Source organism: Pseudomonas aylmerensis (assembly GCF_001702265.1).
GTDB lineage: Bacteria > Pseudomonadota > Gammaproteobacteria > Pseudomonadales > Pseudomonadaceae > Aquipseudomonas > Aquipseudomonas aylmerensis.
This window is the reverse complement of the sequence record NZ_MAUE01000012.1, coordinates 477,451-495,031: the sequence shown is the minus strand read 5'-3', so window position 1 is coordinate 495,031 and position 17,581 is coordinate 477,451. Positions and strand designations below refer to the sequence as shown.

At 61.7% G+C, this 17,581-nt stretch carries 18 protein-coding genes; 5 read left to right on the top strand and 13 right to left on the bottom strand.

The features are described 5' to 3' along the window. Positions 1-162 precede the first annotated feature (162 nt). From BBG20_RS10505 to BBG20_RS10495, 3 genes are read left to right on the top strand one after another with little or no spacing between them, the layout of a single operon-like run. A complete protein-coding gene (locus BBG20_RS10505) occupies positions 163-1,170 on the top strand; it encodes a methionine ABC transporter ATP-binding protein (RefSeq protein WP_065902801.1) in 1,008 nt (335 codons plus the stop codon). Then, on the top strand, positions 1,170-1,844 hold the full coding sequence (locus BBG20_RS10500) for a methionine ABC transporter permease (protein ID WP_065902799.1): 675 nt from the start codon (positions 1,170-1,172) through the stop codon (positions 1,842-1,844). The genes BBG20_RS10505 and BBG20_RS10500 overlap by 1 nt, the downstream gene beginning before the upstream one ends. Positions 1,845-1,895: 51 nt before the next feature. After that, entirely contained in the window at positions 1,896-2,669 is a 774-nt protein-coding gene (locus tag BBG20_RS10495; RefSeq protein WP_065902797.1) for a MetQ/NlpA family ABC transporter substrate-binding protein, read from the top strand. A 174-nt stretch (positions 2,670-2,843) separates the two neighbouring features. On the opposite strand, the gene BBG20_RS10490 is transcribed toward BBG20_RS10495, so the two are convergent. The 5 genes from BBG20_RS10490 to BBG20_RS10470 are packed head-to-tail and all read right to left on the bottom strand — an operon-like array spanning position 2,844 to position 6,767. Continuing rightward, a complete protein-coding gene (locus BBG20_RS10490; protein ID WP_065902795.1) occupies positions 2,844-3,479 on the bottom strand; it encodes an SCO family protein in 636 nt (211 codons plus the stop codon). Further along, positions 3,476-4,375, bottom strand: coding sequence for a heme o synthase (gene cyoE / locus BBG20_RS10485; RefSeq protein WP_065902793.1), 900 nt, complete (start codon positions 4,373-4,375; stop codon positions 3,476-3,478). Before cyoE ends, BBG20_RS10490 begins: the two co-directional genes overlap by 4 nt. Next, positions 4,363-5,442, bottom strand: a complete 1,080-nt coding sequence (locus tag BBG20_RS10480; RefSeq protein ID WP_065902791.1) for a COX15/CtaA family protein — start codon at positions 5,440-5,442, stop codon at positions 4,363-4,365. Before BBG20_RS10480 ends, cyoE begins: the two co-directional genes overlap by 13 nt. Before the next feature lie 10 nt (positions 5,443-5,452). Further along, positions 5,453-6,037, bottom strand: a complete 585-nt coding sequence (locus BBG20_RS10475; protein WP_065902789.1) for a hypothetical protein — start codon at positions 6,035-6,037, stop codon at positions 5,453-5,455. Beyond that, positions 6,003-6,767, bottom strand: coding sequence for an SURF1 family protein (locus BBG20_RS10470; protein WP_065902902.1), 765 nt, complete (start codon positions 6,765-6,767; stop codon positions 6,003-6,005). The genes BBG20_RS10475 and BBG20_RS10470 overlap by 35 nt, the downstream gene beginning before the upstream one ends. A gap of 28 nt (positions 6,768-6,795) precedes the next feature. Here BBG20_RS10470 and BBG20_RS10465 point away from each other — a divergent pair, with 28 nt between their 5' ends. Further along, a complete protein-coding gene (locus BBG20_RS10465; protein WP_065902787.1) occupies positions 6,796-6,999 on the top strand; it encodes a twin transmembrane helix small protein in 204 nt (67 codons plus the stop codon). Positions 7,000-7,005: 6 nt separating this feature from the next. On the opposite strand, the gene BBG20_RS10460 is transcribed toward BBG20_RS10465, so the two are convergent. From BBG20_RS10460 to coxB, 4 genes are all read right to left on the bottom strand, one after another. Beyond that, positions 7,006-7,893: a cytochrome c oxidase subunit 3 gene (locus BBG20_RS10460; protein ID WP_065902785.1), complete on the bottom strand. Its 888-nt coding sequence runs from the start codon at positions 7,891-7,893 to the stop codon at positions 7,006-7,008. A gap of 35 nt (positions 7,894-7,928) precedes the next feature. Further along, entirely contained in the window at positions 7,929-8,480 is a 552-nt protein-coding gene (locus tag BBG20_RS10455) for a cytochrome c oxidase assembly protein (protein ID WP_065902783.1), read from the bottom strand. Between the two features lie 144 nt (positions 8,481-8,624). Continuing rightward, positions 8,625-10,214, bottom strand: coding sequence for a cytochrome c oxidase subunit I (gene ctaD, locus BBG20_RS10450; protein ID WP_065902781.1), 1,590 nt, complete (start codon positions 10,212-10,214; stop codon positions 8,625-8,627). Between the two features lie 58 nt (positions 10,215-10,272). Beyond that, positions 10,273-11,400 (bottom strand): cytochrome c oxidase subunit II, encoded by a 1,128-nt coding sequence (coxB, locus tag BBG20_RS10445; protein WP_065902779.1) that lies wholly within the window; start codon positions 11,398-11,400, stop codon positions 10,273-10,275. A gap of 367 nt (positions 11,401-11,767) precedes the next feature. Here coxB and BBG20_RS10440 point away from each other — a divergent pair, with 367 nt between their 5' ends. Continuing rightward, positions 11,768-12,415: a hypothetical protein gene (locus tag BBG20_RS10440; protein WP_065902777.1), complete on the top strand. Its 648-nt coding sequence runs from the start codon at positions 11,768-11,770 to the stop codon at positions 12,413-12,415. Between the two features lie 130 nt (positions 12,416-12,545). On the opposite strand, the gene BBG20_RS10435 is transcribed toward BBG20_RS10440, so the two are convergent. The 4 genes from BBG20_RS10435 to BBG20_RS10420 all read right to left on the bottom strand — a co-directional run bounded on the left by BBG20_RS10435 (position 12,546) and on the right by BBG20_RS10420 (position 17,576). Then, positions 12,546-14,093, bottom strand: a complete 1,548-nt coding sequence (locus BBG20_RS10435; protein WP_065902775.1) for a SulP family inorganic anion transporter — start codon at positions 14,091-14,093, stop codon at positions 12,546-12,548. Between the two features lie 85 nt (positions 14,094-14,178). Further along, on the bottom strand, positions 14,179-14,910 hold the full coding sequence (locus tag BBG20_RS10430; RefSeq protein ID WP_065902773.1) for a carbonic anhydrase: 732 nt from the start codon (positions 14,908-14,910) through the stop codon (positions 14,179-14,181). 227 nt (positions 14,911-15,137) lie between these two features. Continuing rightward, positions 15,138-16,196, bottom strand: a complete 1,059-nt coding sequence (locus BBG20_RS10425) for a PA0069 family radical SAM protein (protein WP_065902771.1) — start codon at positions 16,194-16,196, stop codon at positions 15,138-15,140. An 81-nt stretch (positions 16,197-16,277) separates the two neighbouring features. Next, a complete protein-coding gene (locus tag BBG20_RS10420) occupies positions 16,278-17,576 on the bottom strand; it encodes a cytochrome c (RefSeq protein WP_065902769.1) in 1,299 nt (432 codons plus the stop codon). Between the last annotated feature and the right edge of the window lie 5 nt (positions 17,577-17,581).

Genomic DNA, 17,581 nt, shown 5'->3' with positions numbered 1-17,581 from the left:
ACACGGTTTTGTACCGTTCCTTTTTTATGACCTTTGATCGCGTTATTGCCAAATCACTGGTTGAATGCGAAATAAATGCTAAGAAACGCTATACGGACAGGCTAAAATGCGCGCCCGGCTAACCGCTGATCCCTTTTCCATGCGCCCCACAAGGTTCGCTACGTGATCGAGTTTCATAACGTCCATAAAACCTACCGCGTCGCCGGTAAGGAAATCCCCGCCCTGCACCCCACCAGCCTGCGCGTCGAAAACGGTCAGGTGTTTGGCCTGATTGGTCATTCGGGTGCGGGAAAAAGTACTTTGCTGCGCCTGATCAATCGCCTGGAACAGCCCAGCGGCGGTCAGATCAATGTCGACGGTGAAGAAGTCACTGCACTGGACGCCAACGGCCTGCGCCGTTTCCGTCAGCAGGTCGGGATGATTTTCCAGCACTTCAACCTGCTGGCGTCCAAGACCGTTGCCGACAACGTGGCGCTGCCGCTGACCCTGGCCGGCGAATTGTCGCGCAAGGAAATCGACCAGCGCGTGGCCGAACTCCTCGCCCGCGTCGGCCTGTCGGATCACGCCAAGAAGTACCCGGCGCAGTTGTCCGGTGGCCAGAAGCAACGCGTCGGCATTGCCCGCGCCCTGGCGACCAAACCCAAGATCCTGCTGTGCGACGAAGCCACCAGCGCCCTCGACCCGCAAACCACCGCCTCGGTGCTGCAATTGCTGGCCGAGATCAACCGCGAACTGAAGCTGACCATCGTGCTGATCACCCACGAAATGGATGTGATCCGCCGCGTGTGCGACCAGGTCGCCGTGATGGACGCCGGCGTGATCGTCGAGCAGGGCTCGGTCGCCGATGTGTTTCTGCACCCCAAGCACCCGACCACCAAGCGTTTCGTGCAGGAGTCCGAGCAGGTTGACGAAAGCGAGCAGCGTGATGACTTCGCTCACGTGCCAGGGCGCATCGTGCGCCTGACCTTCCAGGGCGAAGCGACCTACGCGCCGCTGCTGGGTACCGTCGCCCGCGAAACGGGTGTGGACTACAGCATCCTCGCCGGGCGTATCGACCGCATCAAAGACATCCCCTACGGGCAACTGACCCTCGCCGTCACGGGTGGCGATATGGAAGCCGCGTTTGCGCGCTTCACCGCCGCTGACGTCCACATGGAGGTGCTGCGCTAATGGAAGTCCTGTTGAGTTTCTTCGCCAATATCGACTGGTCCGAAATCTGGCTGGCCACCGGCGACACCATGACCATGCTGTTCGGTTCGCTGTTCTTTACCGTCGTGCTGGGCCTGCCGCTGGGCGTGCTGTTGTTCCTGACCAGCCCGCGCCAACTGTTCGAGCAGAAAGGGCTGTACGCACTGCTGTCGCTGATCGTGAACATTCTGCGTTCGCTGCCGTTCATCATCCTGCTGATCGTGATGATCCCGTTCACCGTGCTGATCACCGGGACTTCGCTGGGCGTGGCCGGCGCCATTCCGCCATTGGTAGTGGGCGCGACGCCGTTCTTTGCGCGCCTGGTGGAAACCGCCTTGCGTGAAGTGGACCGCGGCATCATCGAAGCCACTCAGTCCATGGGGGCCAGCACCCGCCAGATCATCACCAACGCCCTGTTGCCTGAAGCCCGCCCGGGTATTTTCGCGGCGATCACGGTGACGGCGATTACACTGGTTTCCTACACGGCGATGGCCGGCGTAGTCGGTGCCGGCGGCCTGGGCGACCTGGCGATCCGCTTCGGTTACCAGCGTTTCCAGACCGATGTGATGGTGGTCACCGTGGTGATGCTGTTGGTGCTGGTGCAAATTCTGCAAACCGTCGGCGACAAGCTGGTGGTGCACTTTTCTCGAAAATAACGGCCATTGCCGGCCAACTGCCGGCAGATGTCCGAACAAGGAGCTTGTTGGATGAAAAAACTACTGGTTGCTTTCGCCGCCGTTGCCGCGTTTTCCGCCCACGCCGCCGAGACCATCACGGTCGCCGCGTCGCCGGTGCCGCACGCGGAAATCCTCGAATTCGTGAAGCCTGCCCTCGCCAAAGAAGGCGTGGACCTGCAGGTCAAAGTCTTCACCGACTACGTGCAGCCCAACGTACAGGTGGCCGAGAAGCGCCTGGATGCCAACTTCTTCCAACACCAGCCGTACCTGGATGAGTTCAACAAGGCCAAGGGCACTCACCTGGTGAGCGTCGGCGCGGTGCACCTGGAGCCCCTGGGCGCCTACTCGAGCAAGTACAAGAAGCTGGAAGACCTGCCAAGCGGCGCCAACGTCGTGATCCCGAACGACGCCACCAATGGTGGCCGCGCGCTGTTGCTGCTGGCCAAGCACAACCTGATCACCCTGAAGGACCCGACCAACATCCTGTCGACCATCAAGGACATCACCGCCAACCCGAAAAACCTGAAATTCCGCGAACTGGAAGCCGCCACCCTGCCGCGCGTGCTGACCCAGGTCGACCTGGCGCTGATCAACACCAACTACGCGCTGGAAGCCAAGCTGGATCCGTCCAAGGATGCGCTGGTGATCGAAGGCAATGACTCGCCTTACGTGAATATCCTGGTGACCCGCGAAGACAACAAAGACTCGGACGCCGTGAAGAAGCTGGTTGCAGCCCTGCACACGCCTGAAGTGAAAGCCTTCATCCTCGAGAAGTACAAAGGCGCAATTCTGCCGGCGTTCTGATTCGAAACACCGAAGAGCAAAAAATGTGGGAGCGGGCTTGCTCGCGAAAGTGCAGTGTCAGTCGACTTATCAGTGACTGAACCGATGCTTTCGCGGGCAAGCCCGCTCCCACATTTGTTTTGGGTTGCCCGCAGACCAGGGCTCCCACAAGGCCGTGGGGTAGAGGCGCAGGGCTTATGGACGCTTCAACAATCCCGGCAATTGCGCCACCAGCTTCTGGTTGTTCAACGGTGCGCGGATGAATCCACGCTGTGTGCCGTCAGGACCGATCAGCGCGAGGTTGCCGCTGTGGTCGACGGTGTAGTTGGGCTTGCTGGTATCGGCCGGGATAAACGGGATGCTCACGGCATTCGAGACCTTCTGCACATCGTCCACATTCGCGCCGGTCAGGCCTTCGAACTGCGGATCGAAGTAGCCCAGGTACTGCTTGAGCTGGGCCGGGGTATCGCGGTTCGGGTCGACGCTGACCAGGATCACCTGCAGCTTATCCACCGCCTCCTTGGGCAGCTCGCTCTTGATCTGGCGCAGCTGGGCGAGGGTGGTAGGGCAGATGTCCGGACAGAAGGTGTAGCCGAAGAACAGCAGGCTCCACTTGCCCTTCAACTCATTGACCACCACCGGCTGGCCGTCCTGGTTGGTCATGCTCACCGGCGGCAGCTGCCGGCTCTGCGGCAGCAGGATGATGCCGGCATCGATCAGTGCGGTCGGGTCGCCCTGGCCTTTGCCCGAGAGCACTTTGTTGACGGTCAGGCCCATGATCAACGCGACGATGGCCACCAGGATAAAGACGGTTTTTTGAGTTCGAGTCATAGGTTCAACAGTAAGTAGTGGTCTACGAGCAGGGCGATAAACAGAAGGAACAAGTACGCGATAGAGTACTTGAACGTGTTGATCGCCGCGTGCGGCTGAGCGCCACGGTACAGCACCCAGGCCCATTGCAGAAAGCGTCCGCCCAAAACCAATGCACAGGCCAGGTACAGCAGGCCGCTCATGTGGATGACGTAGGGCATCAGGCTCACCGCCAGCAGGACGAAGGTGTAGAGCAGGATATGCACCTTGGTGTAGTGCTCGCCATGGGTGACCGGCAGCATCGGAATATCGGCCTTGGCATATTCCTCCTTGCGGTGGATGGCCAGGGCCCAGAAATGCGGCGGGGTCCAGGCGAAGATGATCAACACCAGCAGGAGGGGTTCGGCGCTGACATGGCCGGTGACGGCGACCCAGCCCAGCAACGGCGGCGCGGCCCCCGCCAAACCGCCGATGACGATATTCTGCGGCGTCGCGCGCTTGAGAAAACCGGTGTAGATCACCGCATAGCCGAGCAGGGAAGCCAGCGTCAGCCAGGCGGCCAGCGGGTTGGTGAACGCCAGCAGCAAGGCCAGGCCCGCAACCGCCAGAAACCCTGCAAAAGCCAGCGCCGCCACCGGCGATACCCGCCCTTCGGCCATCGGCCGTTTGTGCGTGCGCGCCATCACCGCATCAATGCGCCGATCCACTACATGATTGACCGCCGCCGCGCCGCCGGCACACAGGGCAATGCCCAGATTGCCGAAAACCAGCACCGCCCACGGCACGCCGGCGCGGGTAGCGAGGAACATCCCCACCAGCGAGGTGATGAGCATCAACACCACCACTTTCGGCTTGGTCAGCTCCAGGTAGTCACGCCAGATCGCCTGGCCGTGACGCGCGCCGATCAAGGTCGCCATGGCATCTCTCCTTTAAGGGTGATCAGGCCTGACACCTGTTTGCGCGGAATAAACCGCCAGCCGAACGGCAGCTGGTTGCGCACCCGTACCAGGCTGGTACGCGCGTGGTAATTGACCAGCACCAGGGTCAGCAGCAACGCCGCGCCCCCGGCGTTATGGCCGACGGCTACCGGCAGCGGCAGATGGAAATACACATTGCTCAGGCCCAGGCCGATCTGCGCCGCCAGGGCAATCAACAACAGGCCCGCGAGCCGCGTCATGCCCACCGCGCGCAGCTGCCAGGCCAGCCCCAGCAACACCAGGGTGACCAACACCGCGCCGATGCGATGGGTGAGATGGATCGCGGTTCGCGCATCGCTGTCGAGCTGGCCGCCGAGATAATTGGGGCCGATGTGCTGGGTCAGGTGGAAACCATTGGCGAAGTCCGCCGCCGGCCACCACTGGCCGTGGCAGGTAGGCAAATCGATACAGGCCACCGCCGCGTAGTTGGAACTGACCCAGCCGCCCAGGGCGATCTGGCCGATCACCAGCACCAGGCCAGCCGTCGCCCAATATTGCAGGCGCTTGGGCACGATCAACGCGGGCAGCACTCCCGACAAGCGCAGGGTCAGCAGGAACAACAGGCTCAAGGTCGCGAAACCGCCCAGCAAATGGCCCGTGACCACTTGGGGCCACAGCTTCAACGTCACCGTCCACATGCCAAAGGCCGCCTGCGCGAACACCACCGCCAAAACAAACAACGGCAGCTTCACCGGCTGGCCCGGATCACGTCGATGGCTCCACGAACGCGCCGCCAGCAGCACGATCAGCAGGCCCAAGGTGCCGGCGAAGTAGCGATGGGTCATCTCGGCCCAGCCCTTGTCCGCCTCCACCGGCGTGTCCGGGAAATGCAGCTCGGCATGCGCCAGCTGGGCCTCGGTCTTGGGCACGCTGATAAAGCCGTAGCAACCCGGCCAGTCCGGGCAACCGAGACCGGCGTGGGTCAGGCGCGTATAAGCGCCGAGCAGCACCACAATCAGCGCCAGCAGGGTGGCAAACAACGCGAGGCGAAATCCAGGCTTGGCCATGACGATGCCCTTATCCGATGTTCGACAGTTTCAGCAGATGGCGCAGGTCGTTGAGCAAGTCCTTGCCCTTGACCTTGGCGTCGTAGCGCAGCACCAGGTTGCCGTGCGGGTCGACGATCCACAGTTGCGCATCGCCCGGCGCGGCGGCGTCCTTGGTGAAGGTCGACAGGTCCAGCGAGTAGCGCTGCAGTTGTGGATATTCAGCCTTGAGCTTGGCCTCGTAGTCGGTGCTCACCGGCTGCGCGCTGGCCAAGGCGTGGCTGGCGCGCGATGCATCCCGGCCGAGGCTGATTTGCAGCTGGCGCGCCAGGTACACCAGTTGCTGGCAATCGGCGGCGCAGGCCGTGGGCGCCGTGACCAGCAGTTGCCAGCGCTCTTCATCCGCCTGCACGCCGATATCGGCGCGGGTCTGGCCGTTGCCGATCAGTTCGCCGTGGTAACTGCGGTTGTCCGGCACCCAGAACTGCAGCTTGTACATGAAGGTGGCCAGCGCCATCGGGCCGATCACCATCATCAGGATCAGGATCAGCTGCCAGCGGCCTTTACGCCGATTGAGCGGTTCAGACATGTTGAGTGGATTCATGGCCGCTCCCATGGTGCGTCTCCTTTGTGTTGTGCCATCCGAGGTAGAGGTAAAGGGCCAGCAGCGCCAATGCCATGGCGAACCACTGCACCGCGTAGGCCAGGTGCTTTTCCGGACCCATGGCTACGATGGGCCAGGTGATTTCGTACGTACCAGGGCCAGCTTCGGCGCGCAGCTCGTAGGCAAAACCGCTACGCCCAAGCTCAGCCCACAGCGCGCCGGGGTGCAGGGCGGTCAGCAAGCGCGGCCATTGCGCGCTCGTCGGGTCGGCGTGCAACTGGAAGGTTTCACCCGGTGCGACGTACACCCAGGCGTCGAGATTCACCGGCTGTTCAGGCGTGGTGAACACCGACGGGGTGCGCCGGTCGGGCCAGGGCAGCCAGCCACGATTGAGCAATAACCACAGGCCGCTGGCCTGGTCGTGAAAGGGTTGCAGCAGCTCTACGCCGGCCTTGCCATCGCGCATGCGGTTGTCCAGCAACACGCTGTGTTCGGCGTCGAATTGCCCGCGCAGACGGACCCGACGGAAAGCCGGATCAGCCATCTCACTCAGTTGCGTGCTGCTGACGGGATCCGCCACCCGCCGCTCGGCATAACTGTCCACCAGCAGCTGTTTTTCATGCCCGCGAGACAGCTGCCAGAACCCCAGGCCCACCATCAACGGCAGCAACACGAGCACCACCAATGTCGGTGCGAGCCCTGGGCGAAAGCGTTTCATGGCGCTGGCTATACTTGTTTTCATTGCCCGCCCGTCCCATTGGAGCCAGACCATGCTCAAAGCCGTCATTGCCCTGATGCTGATCGCGACTGTCGTGAGCCTGTTCAGTGGCTTGTTCTTTCTGGTCAAGGACGAGGGCAACTCCAACCGCCTCGTCACTGCCTTGACTGTGCGTGTGGTGCTGGCTGCGATCACCGTGGGGCTGATCGCCTGGGGCTTTTTCAGCGGCCAGTTGGTATCGCATGCACCGTGGTAAGGCGCGCTACAGCACGTAGACGAAGAAAAACAGCCCGATCCACACCACATCCACAAAGTGCCAGTACCAACTGGCGGCCTCGAAACCAAACTGGTGCTCGGCATTGAAATGCCCGCGCAGGATGCGCATCAGCATCACAAACAGAATGATCGTGCCGATGGTCACGTGGGCACCGTGAAAGCCGGTGAGCATGAAGAACGTCGCGCCGTACACACCCGAGCCGAGTGTCAGGCCGAGCTCTTTGTAGGCATGCATGTACTCCTCGGCCTGGAAGCCCAGGAACGCCCAACCCAGCAGCACCGTGAGCGCCAGCCAGATTTTCAGCGCGCCGCGATGGCCTTTGCGCAAGGCATGGTGGGCCAGGGTGATGGTCACGCTGGAGCTGACCAGCAAGATCGTGTTGACCAGCGGCAGGCCCCACGGGCTGATGGTGCCCTCCGGTGCGGGATACATTTTCGGGTCAGGGTTGTTGAGCAGCGGCCAGGTGAACTCGAAGTTCGGCCACAGCATGTGCGCGATGCCCTTGTGCCCTTCGCCGCCCAACCAGGGACCGGACATGTGCCGCACGTAAAACAGCGCACCGAAGAACGCGACAAAGAACATCACCTCGGAAAAGATGAACCAGGTCATGCCCCATCGAAACGAGCGGTCCATCTGCGGGCTGTACAAACCGGCGCGGCTTTCCTTGATGACCGCGCCGAACCAGCCGAACAACATGTAGGCCAGCAGCAGGCCACCGACGAAGAAGATCCACGGGCCGTGGGATTCCGGGCGCGCCGCCTTCAGGTCGTTGAACCACACAGCCAGGCCGTACACCGTGATGAGCATGCCCAGGGTAGCAATTATTGGCCATTTGCTTTGCGCTGGTACGTAGTACGTATCATGAGTCGACATGTATTCGCTCTCCTGATTGAGCGGGCAAACAGTAGCTAGCCGCCGCTATGGACAGCCACCGGCGGTTGGCGCGCAGTGATATCAAACAGCGTGTACGCCAGGGTCAAATGCTTCACATCCTTGGGCATGTCGCGGTCGACAATGAAACGCACCGGCATTTCGATGCGCTGGCCTGGCTGCAGCACTTGCTGGGTGAAGCAAAAGCATTCGGTCTTGTGGAAGTACATCGCCGCTTCGGCCGGGGAAATGCTCGGTACAGCCTGGGCGGTCATGGCTTTGTCGGTAGGGTTGTAGGCGACGAACAGCATTTCGGTGACGGCCCCCGGATTGACCACCACCTCATCGGCCTTGGAATGAAATTCCCAGACCATGTCGATGGCATTGGTCGACAGGAACTGCACCCGCACCTGCCGCGTGGCGTCGACGACCTGCTCGCCCTCGTACTGCCCGGCGGTCTTGCCGTTGATACCGAATGCCTTGCACATCACGTCGTAGACCGGCACCAGCGCAAAGCCGAAGCCGAACATCGCCACCACCAGGATCAGCAGGCGGGTGACCAGGCGCTTGGTGGGGATCGACTCAAACATGACGATCACCCTGCGTTTGACTCTCTGTGGGAGCTGGATTACCTGCGATAGCGGTGTGCCAGTCACCCAATCCATCAACTGTCAGGCCCTCATCGCAGGCAAGCCAGCTCCCACAGGAGACCCTGGCAGCCTGCGCCAAGCTGTTCACTTGACCTCCGGTGGCGTCGTGAAGGTGTGGTAGGGCGCTGGCGAGGGGATGCTCCACTCCAGGCCTTCCGCGCCATCCCAGGGCTTGGCCGGCGCGGGCGGGCCGCCACGGATGCACTTGATCACGATGAACAGGAAGAAGATCTGCGTGGCGCCAAACATGAAGGCGCCGATCGAGGAGACCATGTTGAAGTCGGCGAACTGCAGGTTGTAGTCCGGCACACGGCGCGGCATGCCAGCCAGCCCGACGAAGTGCATCGGGAAAAACGCCATGTTCATGCCGATGAAGGACAGCCAGAAGTGCAGCTTGCCGAGGGTTTCGTCGTACATGTGGCCGGTCCATTTCGGCAGCCAGTAGTAGGCCGAGGCGAAGATGCCGAAGATCGCACCGGGCACCAGCACGTAATGGAAGTGCGCCACCACGAAATAGGTGTCGTGGTATTGGAAGTCCGCCGGGGCAATCGCCAGCATCAGCCCGGAAAAGCCGCCGATGGTGAACAGGATCACGAAGGCCACGGCAAACAGCATCGGTGTCTCGAAGGTCAGCGAGCCTTGCCACATGGTGCTGACCCAGTTGAATACCTTCACCCCCGTCGGCACCGCAATCAGCAGCGTGGCGTACATGAAGAACAACTCGCCCACCAGCGGAATGCCGACCACGAACATGTGGTGCGCCCACACGATGAACGACAGGAACGCGATGCTCGCCGTGGCGTACACCATCGACGTATAGCCGAACAGCGGCTTGCGCGAGAACGTTGGGATGATCGAGCTGACGGCACCAAAGGCCGGCAGGATCATGATGTACACCTCGGGGTGGCCGAAGAACCAGAACACATGCTGGAACAGCACGGGGTCGCCACCGCCGGCAGCACTGAAGAAGCTGGTGCCGAAGTGGATGTCCATCAGCATCATGGTCACGCAACCGGCCAGCACCGGCATCACCGCGATCAGCAGGAAGGCAGTGATCAGCCACGTCCAGACGAACAACGGCATTTTCATCAGGGTCATGCCGGGGGCGCGCAGGTTGAGAATGGTGGCGACCACGTTGATCGCGCCCATGATCGAACTGATACCCATCAGGTGAATCGCGAAGATGAAGAAGGTCACGCTTTCCGGCGCGTAGGTGGTGGAGAGGGGCGCGTAGAAGGTCCAGCCGAAGTTCGGCCCGCCACCCGGAGTGAACAGGGTCGACACGAGCAACAGGAACGCCGCCGGCAACAGCCAGAAACTGAAGTTGTTCATGCGCGGCAGGGCCATGTCCGGCGCGCCGATCATCAGCGGAATCATCCAGTTGGCCAGGCCGACGAACGCTGGCATCACCGCGCCGAACACCATGATCAGGCCGTGCATGGTGGTCATCTGGTTGAAGAACGCCGGCTCGACAATCTGCAGGCCGGGCTGGAACAACTCGGCGCGGATCACCATGGCGAACGAACCGCCGAGCAGGAACATGGTGAAGGCGAACCACAGGTACATCGTGCCGATGTCCTTGTGGTTGGTGGTCAGCACCCAGCGCATCAAACCCTTGGCGGGGCCGTGGGCATGGTCACTGGCGTGGCCATGGTCATCGATCACAGTGCTCATGGCCGTTCTCCTGCAAGCGAGTGGGCGGGGCGGTTAGGGGCATACGCAATGAAGGAGGTCATTTGCTTTCCGCCTGCTTGATGGCCAGCACATCTTTAGGCGTGACCATGTCGCCTTTGTTATTGCCCCAGGCATTGCGCTCGTAGGTCACCACCGCGGCGATATCCACTTCCGAGAGCTGCTTGCCGAACGCCGCCATGGCGGTGCCGGGCTTGCCGAAGTAAACGCGGTGCAGGTGATCTTCCTTGGGCCCGATGGCAATCGGCGAGCCCTTGAGCGCCGGGAACATCGGTGGCAGGCCCTGGCCTTCGGCCTGGTGACAGGCCACGCAGGTGGTGTGGTAGACCTTGTCGCCGCGCGCCACCAGCTCTTCCAGCGTCCACTCCTTGGAGGTCAGTTCCTTGAGCTTGGCCGCCTCTTCCTTGCGCTCGCCGAGCCAGGTGTCGTAGTCCGCCTTGGACTTGACCTCGACCACGATGGGCATGAAGCCGTGATCCTTGCCGCACAACTCGGCGCACTGGCCGCGGTAGATGCCGGGCTTCTCGATACGGGTCCAGGCCTCGTTGACGAAACCGGGGATGGCGTCACGCTTGACCGCAAAGGCCGGCACCCACCAGGAGTGGATCACGTCGGCGGCGGTCACCAGGAAACGCACCTTGGCGCCCACCGGCAGCACCAGTGGCTGGTCGACCTCCAACAGGTAATGCTCGCCCTTGACCGCCTGGTTATGGATCTGCTCGGCGGGCGTGGCCAGGTTGCTGAAGAACTCCACGTCCTGGCCCAGGTATTTGTAATGCCACTTCCACTGATAGCCGGTGACCTGGATATCGATGTCCGATTCACTGCTGTCGTAGATATTGATCAGGGTCTTGGTCGCCGGGATGGCCATCGCGATCAGAATCAGCAAGGGCACCACAGTCCAGAGAATTTCCACGGTGGTGCTCTCGTGGAATTTGGCCGCGACCTGGCCCGTGGACCGGCGGTGAACGATCATCGACCAGAACATCGCGCCAAACACAACAATGCCGATCACCACACAGATCCAGAAAATGGTCATGTGCAGGTCAAACACAGCGTGACTGACTTCAGTCGCCCCTGGCGCCATATTCGTTGTCCAGGCGGCGTGCGCCTGGCCGAATACCGACCACAACAGGAGGCCCATCCAAACGTGTGGATGTCGCATCATTGCGGGTTCCCCTTATCGTTCTTGTTATCCCGCCGGTTTGCACCTGCGTCGAAGGGAGCGGCTTCCATACTGCTTACAACCGCTTAGCCTTGCCTGCTCATGCAGTCTGGCGTCATCAGCTAATCGCGTACAAATCCGAGTATAGACAGGCTCTGCAACCCCGCAATGTGTAGGGGCAAATGAGCAAAAATGACCGGTCGAAGCCAATAAAACCGGGGGCGGAATCGTTTATCCGACGAACGATGGCAATTCGATATAACGCACGCGCATAACCATGAAATAATTATGACAAATGCGTCTTAGGCGCTCGTATAAACGAGCTACCTTATCCTCTCCCTTTTCCTACGCCTGTTTCACTGGAGCTTTCATGAACACCGCCGCATTGCGCGAGCAGATTTCCCGTGCCCATCAACACGAAGCCAGCACTGGCCAGCTTGCCCAGCAACTGGAAAAACAATTGCCGCACCTGCATTCGGCCATTTCCCTGGCTGACGGTGATCGCAAGATTGTCATGACCCGCTTTGTCACCGCCTACATTGAGCTCGTCCCGGACCTGCTGGAAGCCGCCAACGACGTGGCCCGCGAAGCCGGTATCGAAAGCCAGATCAAGCCGGTGCTGAAAATCGCCGAGCATTTCTTCCTGCAACCGCCGGCGATCCTGGCCGGTCACGAAGGCCTGGACGGCTTGCTCGACGAGGCCTACCTGGCCCATCGCCTGGTGGAAGAAGTCAACGATCTGTATATCAAGCATTTCGGCCAGCCGTTGATTCCGGCCGACACTACCGTAGCCAACCTGATTGCCCACCAGCTGATCGGCGAAGAATTCGCCAACCAGCTGGATGAGGCCGTGCACCTGGCAGTAGATGAAATGCTCAACGAGGAGAGCTTTGCGCTGGAGTCAGTCGAGGCCTATCGCGAAACCCTCAAGAGCCCCAACACAGAAGCTGCGTGGAAGCGCTGGCCGTGCCTGTCGCGCCAGTTGGGGGTTGAGTTGGCGCTGGAACAGCCGGCGTAACGCTTTAGCCTGACGCAGAACAAATGTGGCAGCGGGCTTGCTTGCGAATGCGGCGTGCCAGTCACTGAATATTTGACTGATCCGCCGCCTTCGCGAGCAAGCCCGCTGCCACTTTTTTGATCCGGTTTCGTCAGCCAGCAGAAGGCGCCGAACCGATTCCCACCGTCGTACGCACCCGGCCTTCCAGCCTGCGCTTCAACCCACGGGCCTCGATCACCAGCGTCGAGCCCTTGGCGGCATTCGCCCGGCCCCATTCTTCCAGCAGCTCCAGGCAGGAATGGTCGATGTAACTCAAGTTACTCAGCGGCACATGCACCGTGGTTCCCGCAGGTACCGTCGACAGCACCTGGGTCAGCATCGGCACTTTCAGGAAGGTCGCCGCACCGGTCAGGCGCAACTCCATTTCACCTGCCTGAGGCAGGTCGACCAGGCTGACTTTCAAGCGCGACGCCTTCAAGGCCAGCTTCACCAGCGTCAGCCCGAAACCCACCAGTACGCCGGTCAGCAGGTCGGTAAAGATGATCGCCAGCGCCGTCGCCGCATAGGTGAACATCGGCATCCGCCCATAGCGTCCCAACGCCCGGAACGCCTTGACGTCGACCAGCTTGATGCCGGTGTACACGAGCACACCCGCAAGGCTCGCCACCGGAATGCTTTGCAGCACACTCGAGAGCAACAGCACGAACGCAAGCAGCCACAGCCCGTGGAACATCGCCGACAAGCGCGTGGTGGCGCCCGCCTGTACGTTGGCCGAACTGCGCACGATCACACCGGTCATCGGCAGGGCGCCGACCAGGCCACAGAGCATGTTGCCTACACCTTGAGCGGACAATTCCTTGTCAAAATCAGAACGCTGACCACTGTGCATGCGGTCGACCGCCGCCGCAGACAGCAAGGTTTCGGCGCTGGCGATAAACGCCACGGCGAACGCGGCGATCAACAGTTGTGGATCGGCCAGGTTCAGCAGGTCGCTGGGACGCAGCCAGTCGATGGCATCGGCGAGGTTTTCCGGGACCTCCACACGCTTGACCTGTAACGCCAGCAACAAGCTGGCCCCCGTTGCCAGGCCTACGCCCAACAGGGCGCCTGGTACAAAGCGCAGGGTTTGCGGGCGGAACTTGTCCCACAGGTACATCACCAGCATCGTCGAAAGCCCCAGCAAACCAGCCTGCCAACCCAGGCCTCCGCCAACAGTCGGAATGGCCTCGACCAGCGCAGCCGGGAAGCCGGCCAGGTTATCCAGCCCCGATGGCTTGGGGGCACCGTCGAGCATCACATGCACCTGCGACAGCACAATCAGTACCCCGATCCCCGCCAGCATCCCGTACACCACCGCCGGCGCCGTGACACGAAACCAGCAGCCCAGGCGCAGCCGCCCAGCCACTAATTGCAGGAAGCCGGCCAGTAACAGGATCGGCCCGAGCATCAGCATGCCGTGCTGGCGCACCAGTTCGAACACCAATACCGCCAGGCCCGCCGCCGGGCCGCTGACCTGCAGCGGCGAACCTGCCAGCCAACCCACCACCAGGCCACCGATGATCCCGGTGATCAGGCCCTTGGCCGGCGGCATGCCCGAAGCAATCGCAATGCCCATGCACAACGGCAGGGCGACCAGAAACACAACCACGGACGCAAGCAGCTCCCGTGGCAGTACAGCTTTCAATTGAGCAGCACGCATGATGACTCTCCCGAGGCATTCGCCGGGCGCGGCAAAGCCTGGCTGCGTCCATGGCAGCCACCGCTTTACCCGGCAGGGAAGTGTGTTAGAAGCGCGCTTTAGGCGTCGCGGAAGGAATCGGGCCTTCGCCGCCCAACGGTCGGAACGTCGATTGATCCGCGTCGTAAGCCCGGATTTCGCTGGTCTCGATGTTGTAGATCCAACCGTGGATGAACAGGTGACCATTGGCCATGCGCGATGCCACGGAAGGGTGGGTGCGCAAATGCTGCAACTGGGCGATGACGTTTTCTTCGGTCAGCACCTTCATGCTCTCGCCTTCATTGGCGCAGTCGCAGTTGTCGTGGACCATGGTCTTGGCGACCTCGGCATGCCGCAGCCAGGCCTTGACCGTGGGCATCTTCTCGAGGCTCTCAGGGTTGAGTACCGCGCGCATGGCGCCGCAATCGGAGTGCCCGCACACAATGATGTGCTGCACGCCCAGGGCGAGCACGGCGTACTCGATGGCGGTGGAAACACCCCCGTTCATCTGACCGTAGGGCGGCACTACGTTGCCGACGTTACGCGTCACGAACAGGTCGCCAGGCGAGCTTTGGGTAATCAGCTCCGGCACGATGCGCGAGTCGGCGCAGGTAATGAACATCGCCCGTGGGCTCTGGGCCGTGGCGAGTTTCTTGAAGAGTTCTTCCTGCTGGGGGAAGACGTCGTGATGGAAATGCAAAAAGCCGTCGACGATGTGCTTTAGCGCTGCATCGGCGGATTCCGCCACCTGAGGGGCAGAAGCCGACGCAGCCAACGGCTGTTTATCCTTGTCACTCATGATTCATCCTCTTGATTAATGCAGGGGGAGCTTGCAGGCAAGTTCGACGCCGGGCCATTGGAATAGTTGTAAACATCCAGAAACCCGGCTTGCGACTCATCAGTCACTCGCTGAACAAGGTAACCGCCGAAACTTAACTCAAACTGAATGAACCGCTCTAGACCGCGGGCTTCAGTGATGTCAAAACGCGACTATTCCTACTGAAAAGCAGGATACGCCTCTACAGTTTACAACAATGCCATCTGCCTGCCCGGTGGGCAAAACGCGGTGCAATCCAGATTAAACCCTTCCCGTCGGTTAAGCCCCAGGCGCTTGATCGCCTTGCTGAAACGCTGGGCGAGCAAATCGGCAAACGGCCCCTCGCCGCGCATGCGCACGCCAAAACGGCTGTCATACACCTCGCCGCCGCGCACCTGGCGCACCAGGCTCATCACATGGGCCGCGCGCTGCGGGTAATGCGCCGCCAGCCACTCCTCAAATAACGGCGCCACCTCCAGCGGCAGGCGCAACATCATGTAGGCCGCACTCTGGGCCCCCGCGGCGTGGGCTTCGGTGAGCAGGCTTTCCAACTCGCTGTCGTTGATCATCGGGATCATCGGCGAACACAGCACGCCGACCGGGATTCCCGCCTCGCGCATCACCCGAATCGCTCGCAACCGCGCCTTGGGCGCCGCCGTACGCGGCTCCAGGATGCGCTTGAGCTCGTCGTCCAGGCTGGTGAGGCTGATCATCACGGCGACCAGGCGCTGCCGGGCCAGTTCGGTGAGCAGGTCGAGATCCCGCAGGATCAACGAACCCTTGGTGATGATGGTCACCGGGTGCCGATAACGCAGCAACACTTCGAGGGTTTGCCGGGTGATCCTGTACTCGCGCTCGATGGGCTGGTACGGGTCGGTATTGGAGCCCAGGTTGATCGGCGCACACACGTAGCCCGGCTTCGACAGCTGCTGTTCCAGCACGTCGGCGGCATTGGTCTTGGCGATCAGTCTGGTTTCGAAATCCAGCCCTGGCGACATATCCCAGTAAGCATGGCTGGGCCGCGCATAGCAGTAGATACAACCATGCTCGCAGCCCCGATACGGGTTGATGGAGCGATCGAACGGCAGATCCGGCGAGTTGTTGCGGGTGATGATGCTCTTGGCCGTTTCGATGCGCACTTCAGTGCCCTGGGTCGGCGGCACTTCCTGGAACCAGCCGTCGTCCTCGACCACGCTGACGGTCGGCGCAAAGCGGTTGTGCAGGTTGGTGGCCGTGCCCCGACCCCGGGGCGGCAGCGGAGTAGACATGAAAGCGCCTCGATACTGTTTTTATATACAGTATCGAGGCGCGAGGTTCCTGACCAGTGCCGTCTGGCGGTCAGGGCAGGATCAGTGCTTTTGCGTCACTTGGCCCAGGTCATCGCCCGAGGTCGTGCGCATATCACTCTTGCGCAAGTCCGCCACGTCGCTGGCCTTGACCGGCGCGCCCTTGTTGCCCCAGCTGCCGCGAACGAAACTGACCACATCCGCCACTTCCTGGTCCGACAGACGCCAGGCGAAGGCCGGCATGGTGAAGGTCGACGGTGCCGTGTGCGTCGCCGGCAAGGTGCCGCCGTTCAACACGATGTTGATCAAGGACGTGGCATCCGCCGTCTGCACCACCGGGTTGCCCGCCAGCGCCGGGAACACCCGCGTGTAGCCATGGCCGTCGGTCCGGTGGCAGGCCGCGCAGTTATCGATATACACCGACGCGCCCGGCTTGCTGTCATCACCCTTCCACAAGGCCTCGGCCACCTGCTTGTCGTAGGCGTGCGGCTGATCCTTGGGGTCCACCGCCGGCAGGCTCTTGAGGTAGCGAGCGATAGCGGTCAGGTCGTCCTGCGACATGTATTGCATGCTGTGCACGATCACGTCGCTCATGCCGCCAAACACCGCGCTGCGATCACTGCGACCGGTCTTGAGAAATTGCACCAGTTGCTCCTCGCTCCAACTGCCGAGGCCGTCCTTGTGGTCGCCGCGCAGGCTCTTGGCGATCCAGCCTTCCAGCGGCGCGCTGCCGGACAGGAATGCATTGCCGTCAGTCGCACTCAGGGCTTTTTCCTGCATGGTCAGCGCCCGTGGCGTATGGCACGCGCCGCAGTGGCCGAGGCCTTCAACCAAGTAGGCACCGCGGCTGATCACCGGGTCGGCACCCGCCGCTGCCTGGTAGTCCGCCACCTCGGGGGCGAACATCCAGCGCCACGCCGCCAACGGCCAGCGCATGCTCAGGGGCCACGGAATATCGCTGTCCTTGTTCTCCTGCGCGACCGGCTCGACGCCCTTCATGAAGTACGCATACAACGCCTGCATATCGCTTTCGCTGACGCGCGCATAGGACGGATATGGCATTGCCGGGTAAAGCGTACTACCGCTCTTGGCGACGCCGTGGCGCACGGCCTTGTCGAAGTCCTCAAAGCTGTAGTCACCCAGGCCGGTCTTGTCCGGGGTGATGTTGGTGGAATAGATCACCCCGATCGGGGTCTCCATCGGCAGGCCGCCAGCGAATGGCTTGCCGCCTTTGGCGGTATGGCAGGCCACGCAGTCACCGGCGCGGGCCAGGTATTCACCCTGCTTGACCAGGTCGGTTTCAGCGGCGCTGATCGAACAACTGCTGAACAGCGCCAGGGAGGCGATAACGAGTGCTTTCATGGTCA

Excerpts from the sequence above, each read along its gene's own strand:
- BBG20_RS10495 (WP_065902797.1), top strand. The coding sequence starts at position 1,896 with ATGAAAAAACTACTGGTTGCTTTCGCCGCCGTTGCCGCGTTTTCCGCC.
- coxB (WP_065902779.1), bottom strand. The coding sequence starts at position 11,400 with ATGATGCGACATCCACACGTTTGGATGGGCCTCCTGTTGTGGTCGGTA.
- BBG20_RS10425 (WP_065902771.1), bottom strand. The coding sequence starts at position 16,196 with ATGTCTACTCCGCTGCCGCCCCGGGGTCGGGGCACGGCCACCAACCTG.
- BBG20_RS10420 (WP_065902769.1), bottom strand. The coding sequence starts at position 17,576 with ATGAAAGCACTCGTTATCGCCTCCCTGGCGCTGTTCAGCAGTTGTTCG.
- cyoE (WP_065902793.1), bottom strand. The coding sequence starts at position 4,375 with ATGGCGACCTTGATCGGCGCGCGTCACGGCCAGGCGATCTGGCGTGAC.
- BBG20_RS10480 (WP_065902791.1), bottom strand. The coding sequence starts at position 5,442 with ATGGCCAAGCCTGGATTTCGCCTCGCGTTGTTTGCCACCCTGCTGGCG.
- BBG20_RS10435 (WP_065902775.1), bottom strand. The coding sequence starts at position 14,093 with ATGCGTGCTGCTCAATTGAAAGCTGTACTGCCACGGGAGCTGCTTGCG.
- BBG20_RS10430 (WP_065902773.1), bottom strand. The coding sequence starts at position 14,910 with ATGAGTGACAAGGATAAACAGCCGTTGGCTGCGTCGGCTTCTGCCCCT.
- BBG20_RS10475 (WP_065902789.1), bottom strand. The coding sequence starts at position 6,037 with ATGGGAGCGGCCATGAATCCACTCAACATGTCTGAACCGCTCAATCGG.
- ctaD (WP_065902781.1), bottom strand. The coding sequence starts at position 10,214 with ATGAGCACTGTGATCGATGACCATGGCCACGCCAGTGACCATGCCCAC.
- BBG20_RS10460 (WP_065902785.1), bottom strand. The coding sequence starts at position 7,893 with ATGTCGACTCATGATACGTACTACGTACCAGCGCAAAGCAAATGGCCA.
- BBG20_RS10490 (WP_065902795.1), bottom strand. The coding sequence starts at position 3,479 with ATGACTCGAACTCAAAAAACCGTCTTTATCCTGGTGGCCATCGTCGCG.
- BBG20_RS10465 (WP_065902787.1), top strand. The coding sequence starts at position 6,796 with ATGCTCAAAGCCGTCATTGCCCTGATGCTGATCGCGACTGTCGTGAGC.
- BBG20_RS10470 (WP_065902902.1), bottom strand. The coding sequence starts at position 6,767 with ATGAAAACAAGTATAGCCAGCGCCATGAAACGCTTTCGCCCAGGGCTC.
- BBG20_RS10500 (WP_065902799.1), top strand. The coding sequence starts at position 1,170 with ATGGAAGTCCTGTTGAGTTTCTTCGCCAATATCGACTGGTCCGAAATC.
- BBG20_RS10455 (WP_065902783.1), bottom strand. The coding sequence starts at position 8,480 with ATGTTTGAGTCGATCCCCACCAAGCGCCTGGTCACCCGCCTGCTGATC.
- BBG20_RS10440 (WP_065902777.1), top strand. The coding sequence starts at position 11,768 with ATGAACACCGCCGCATTGCGCGAGCAGATTTCCCGTGCCCATCAACAC.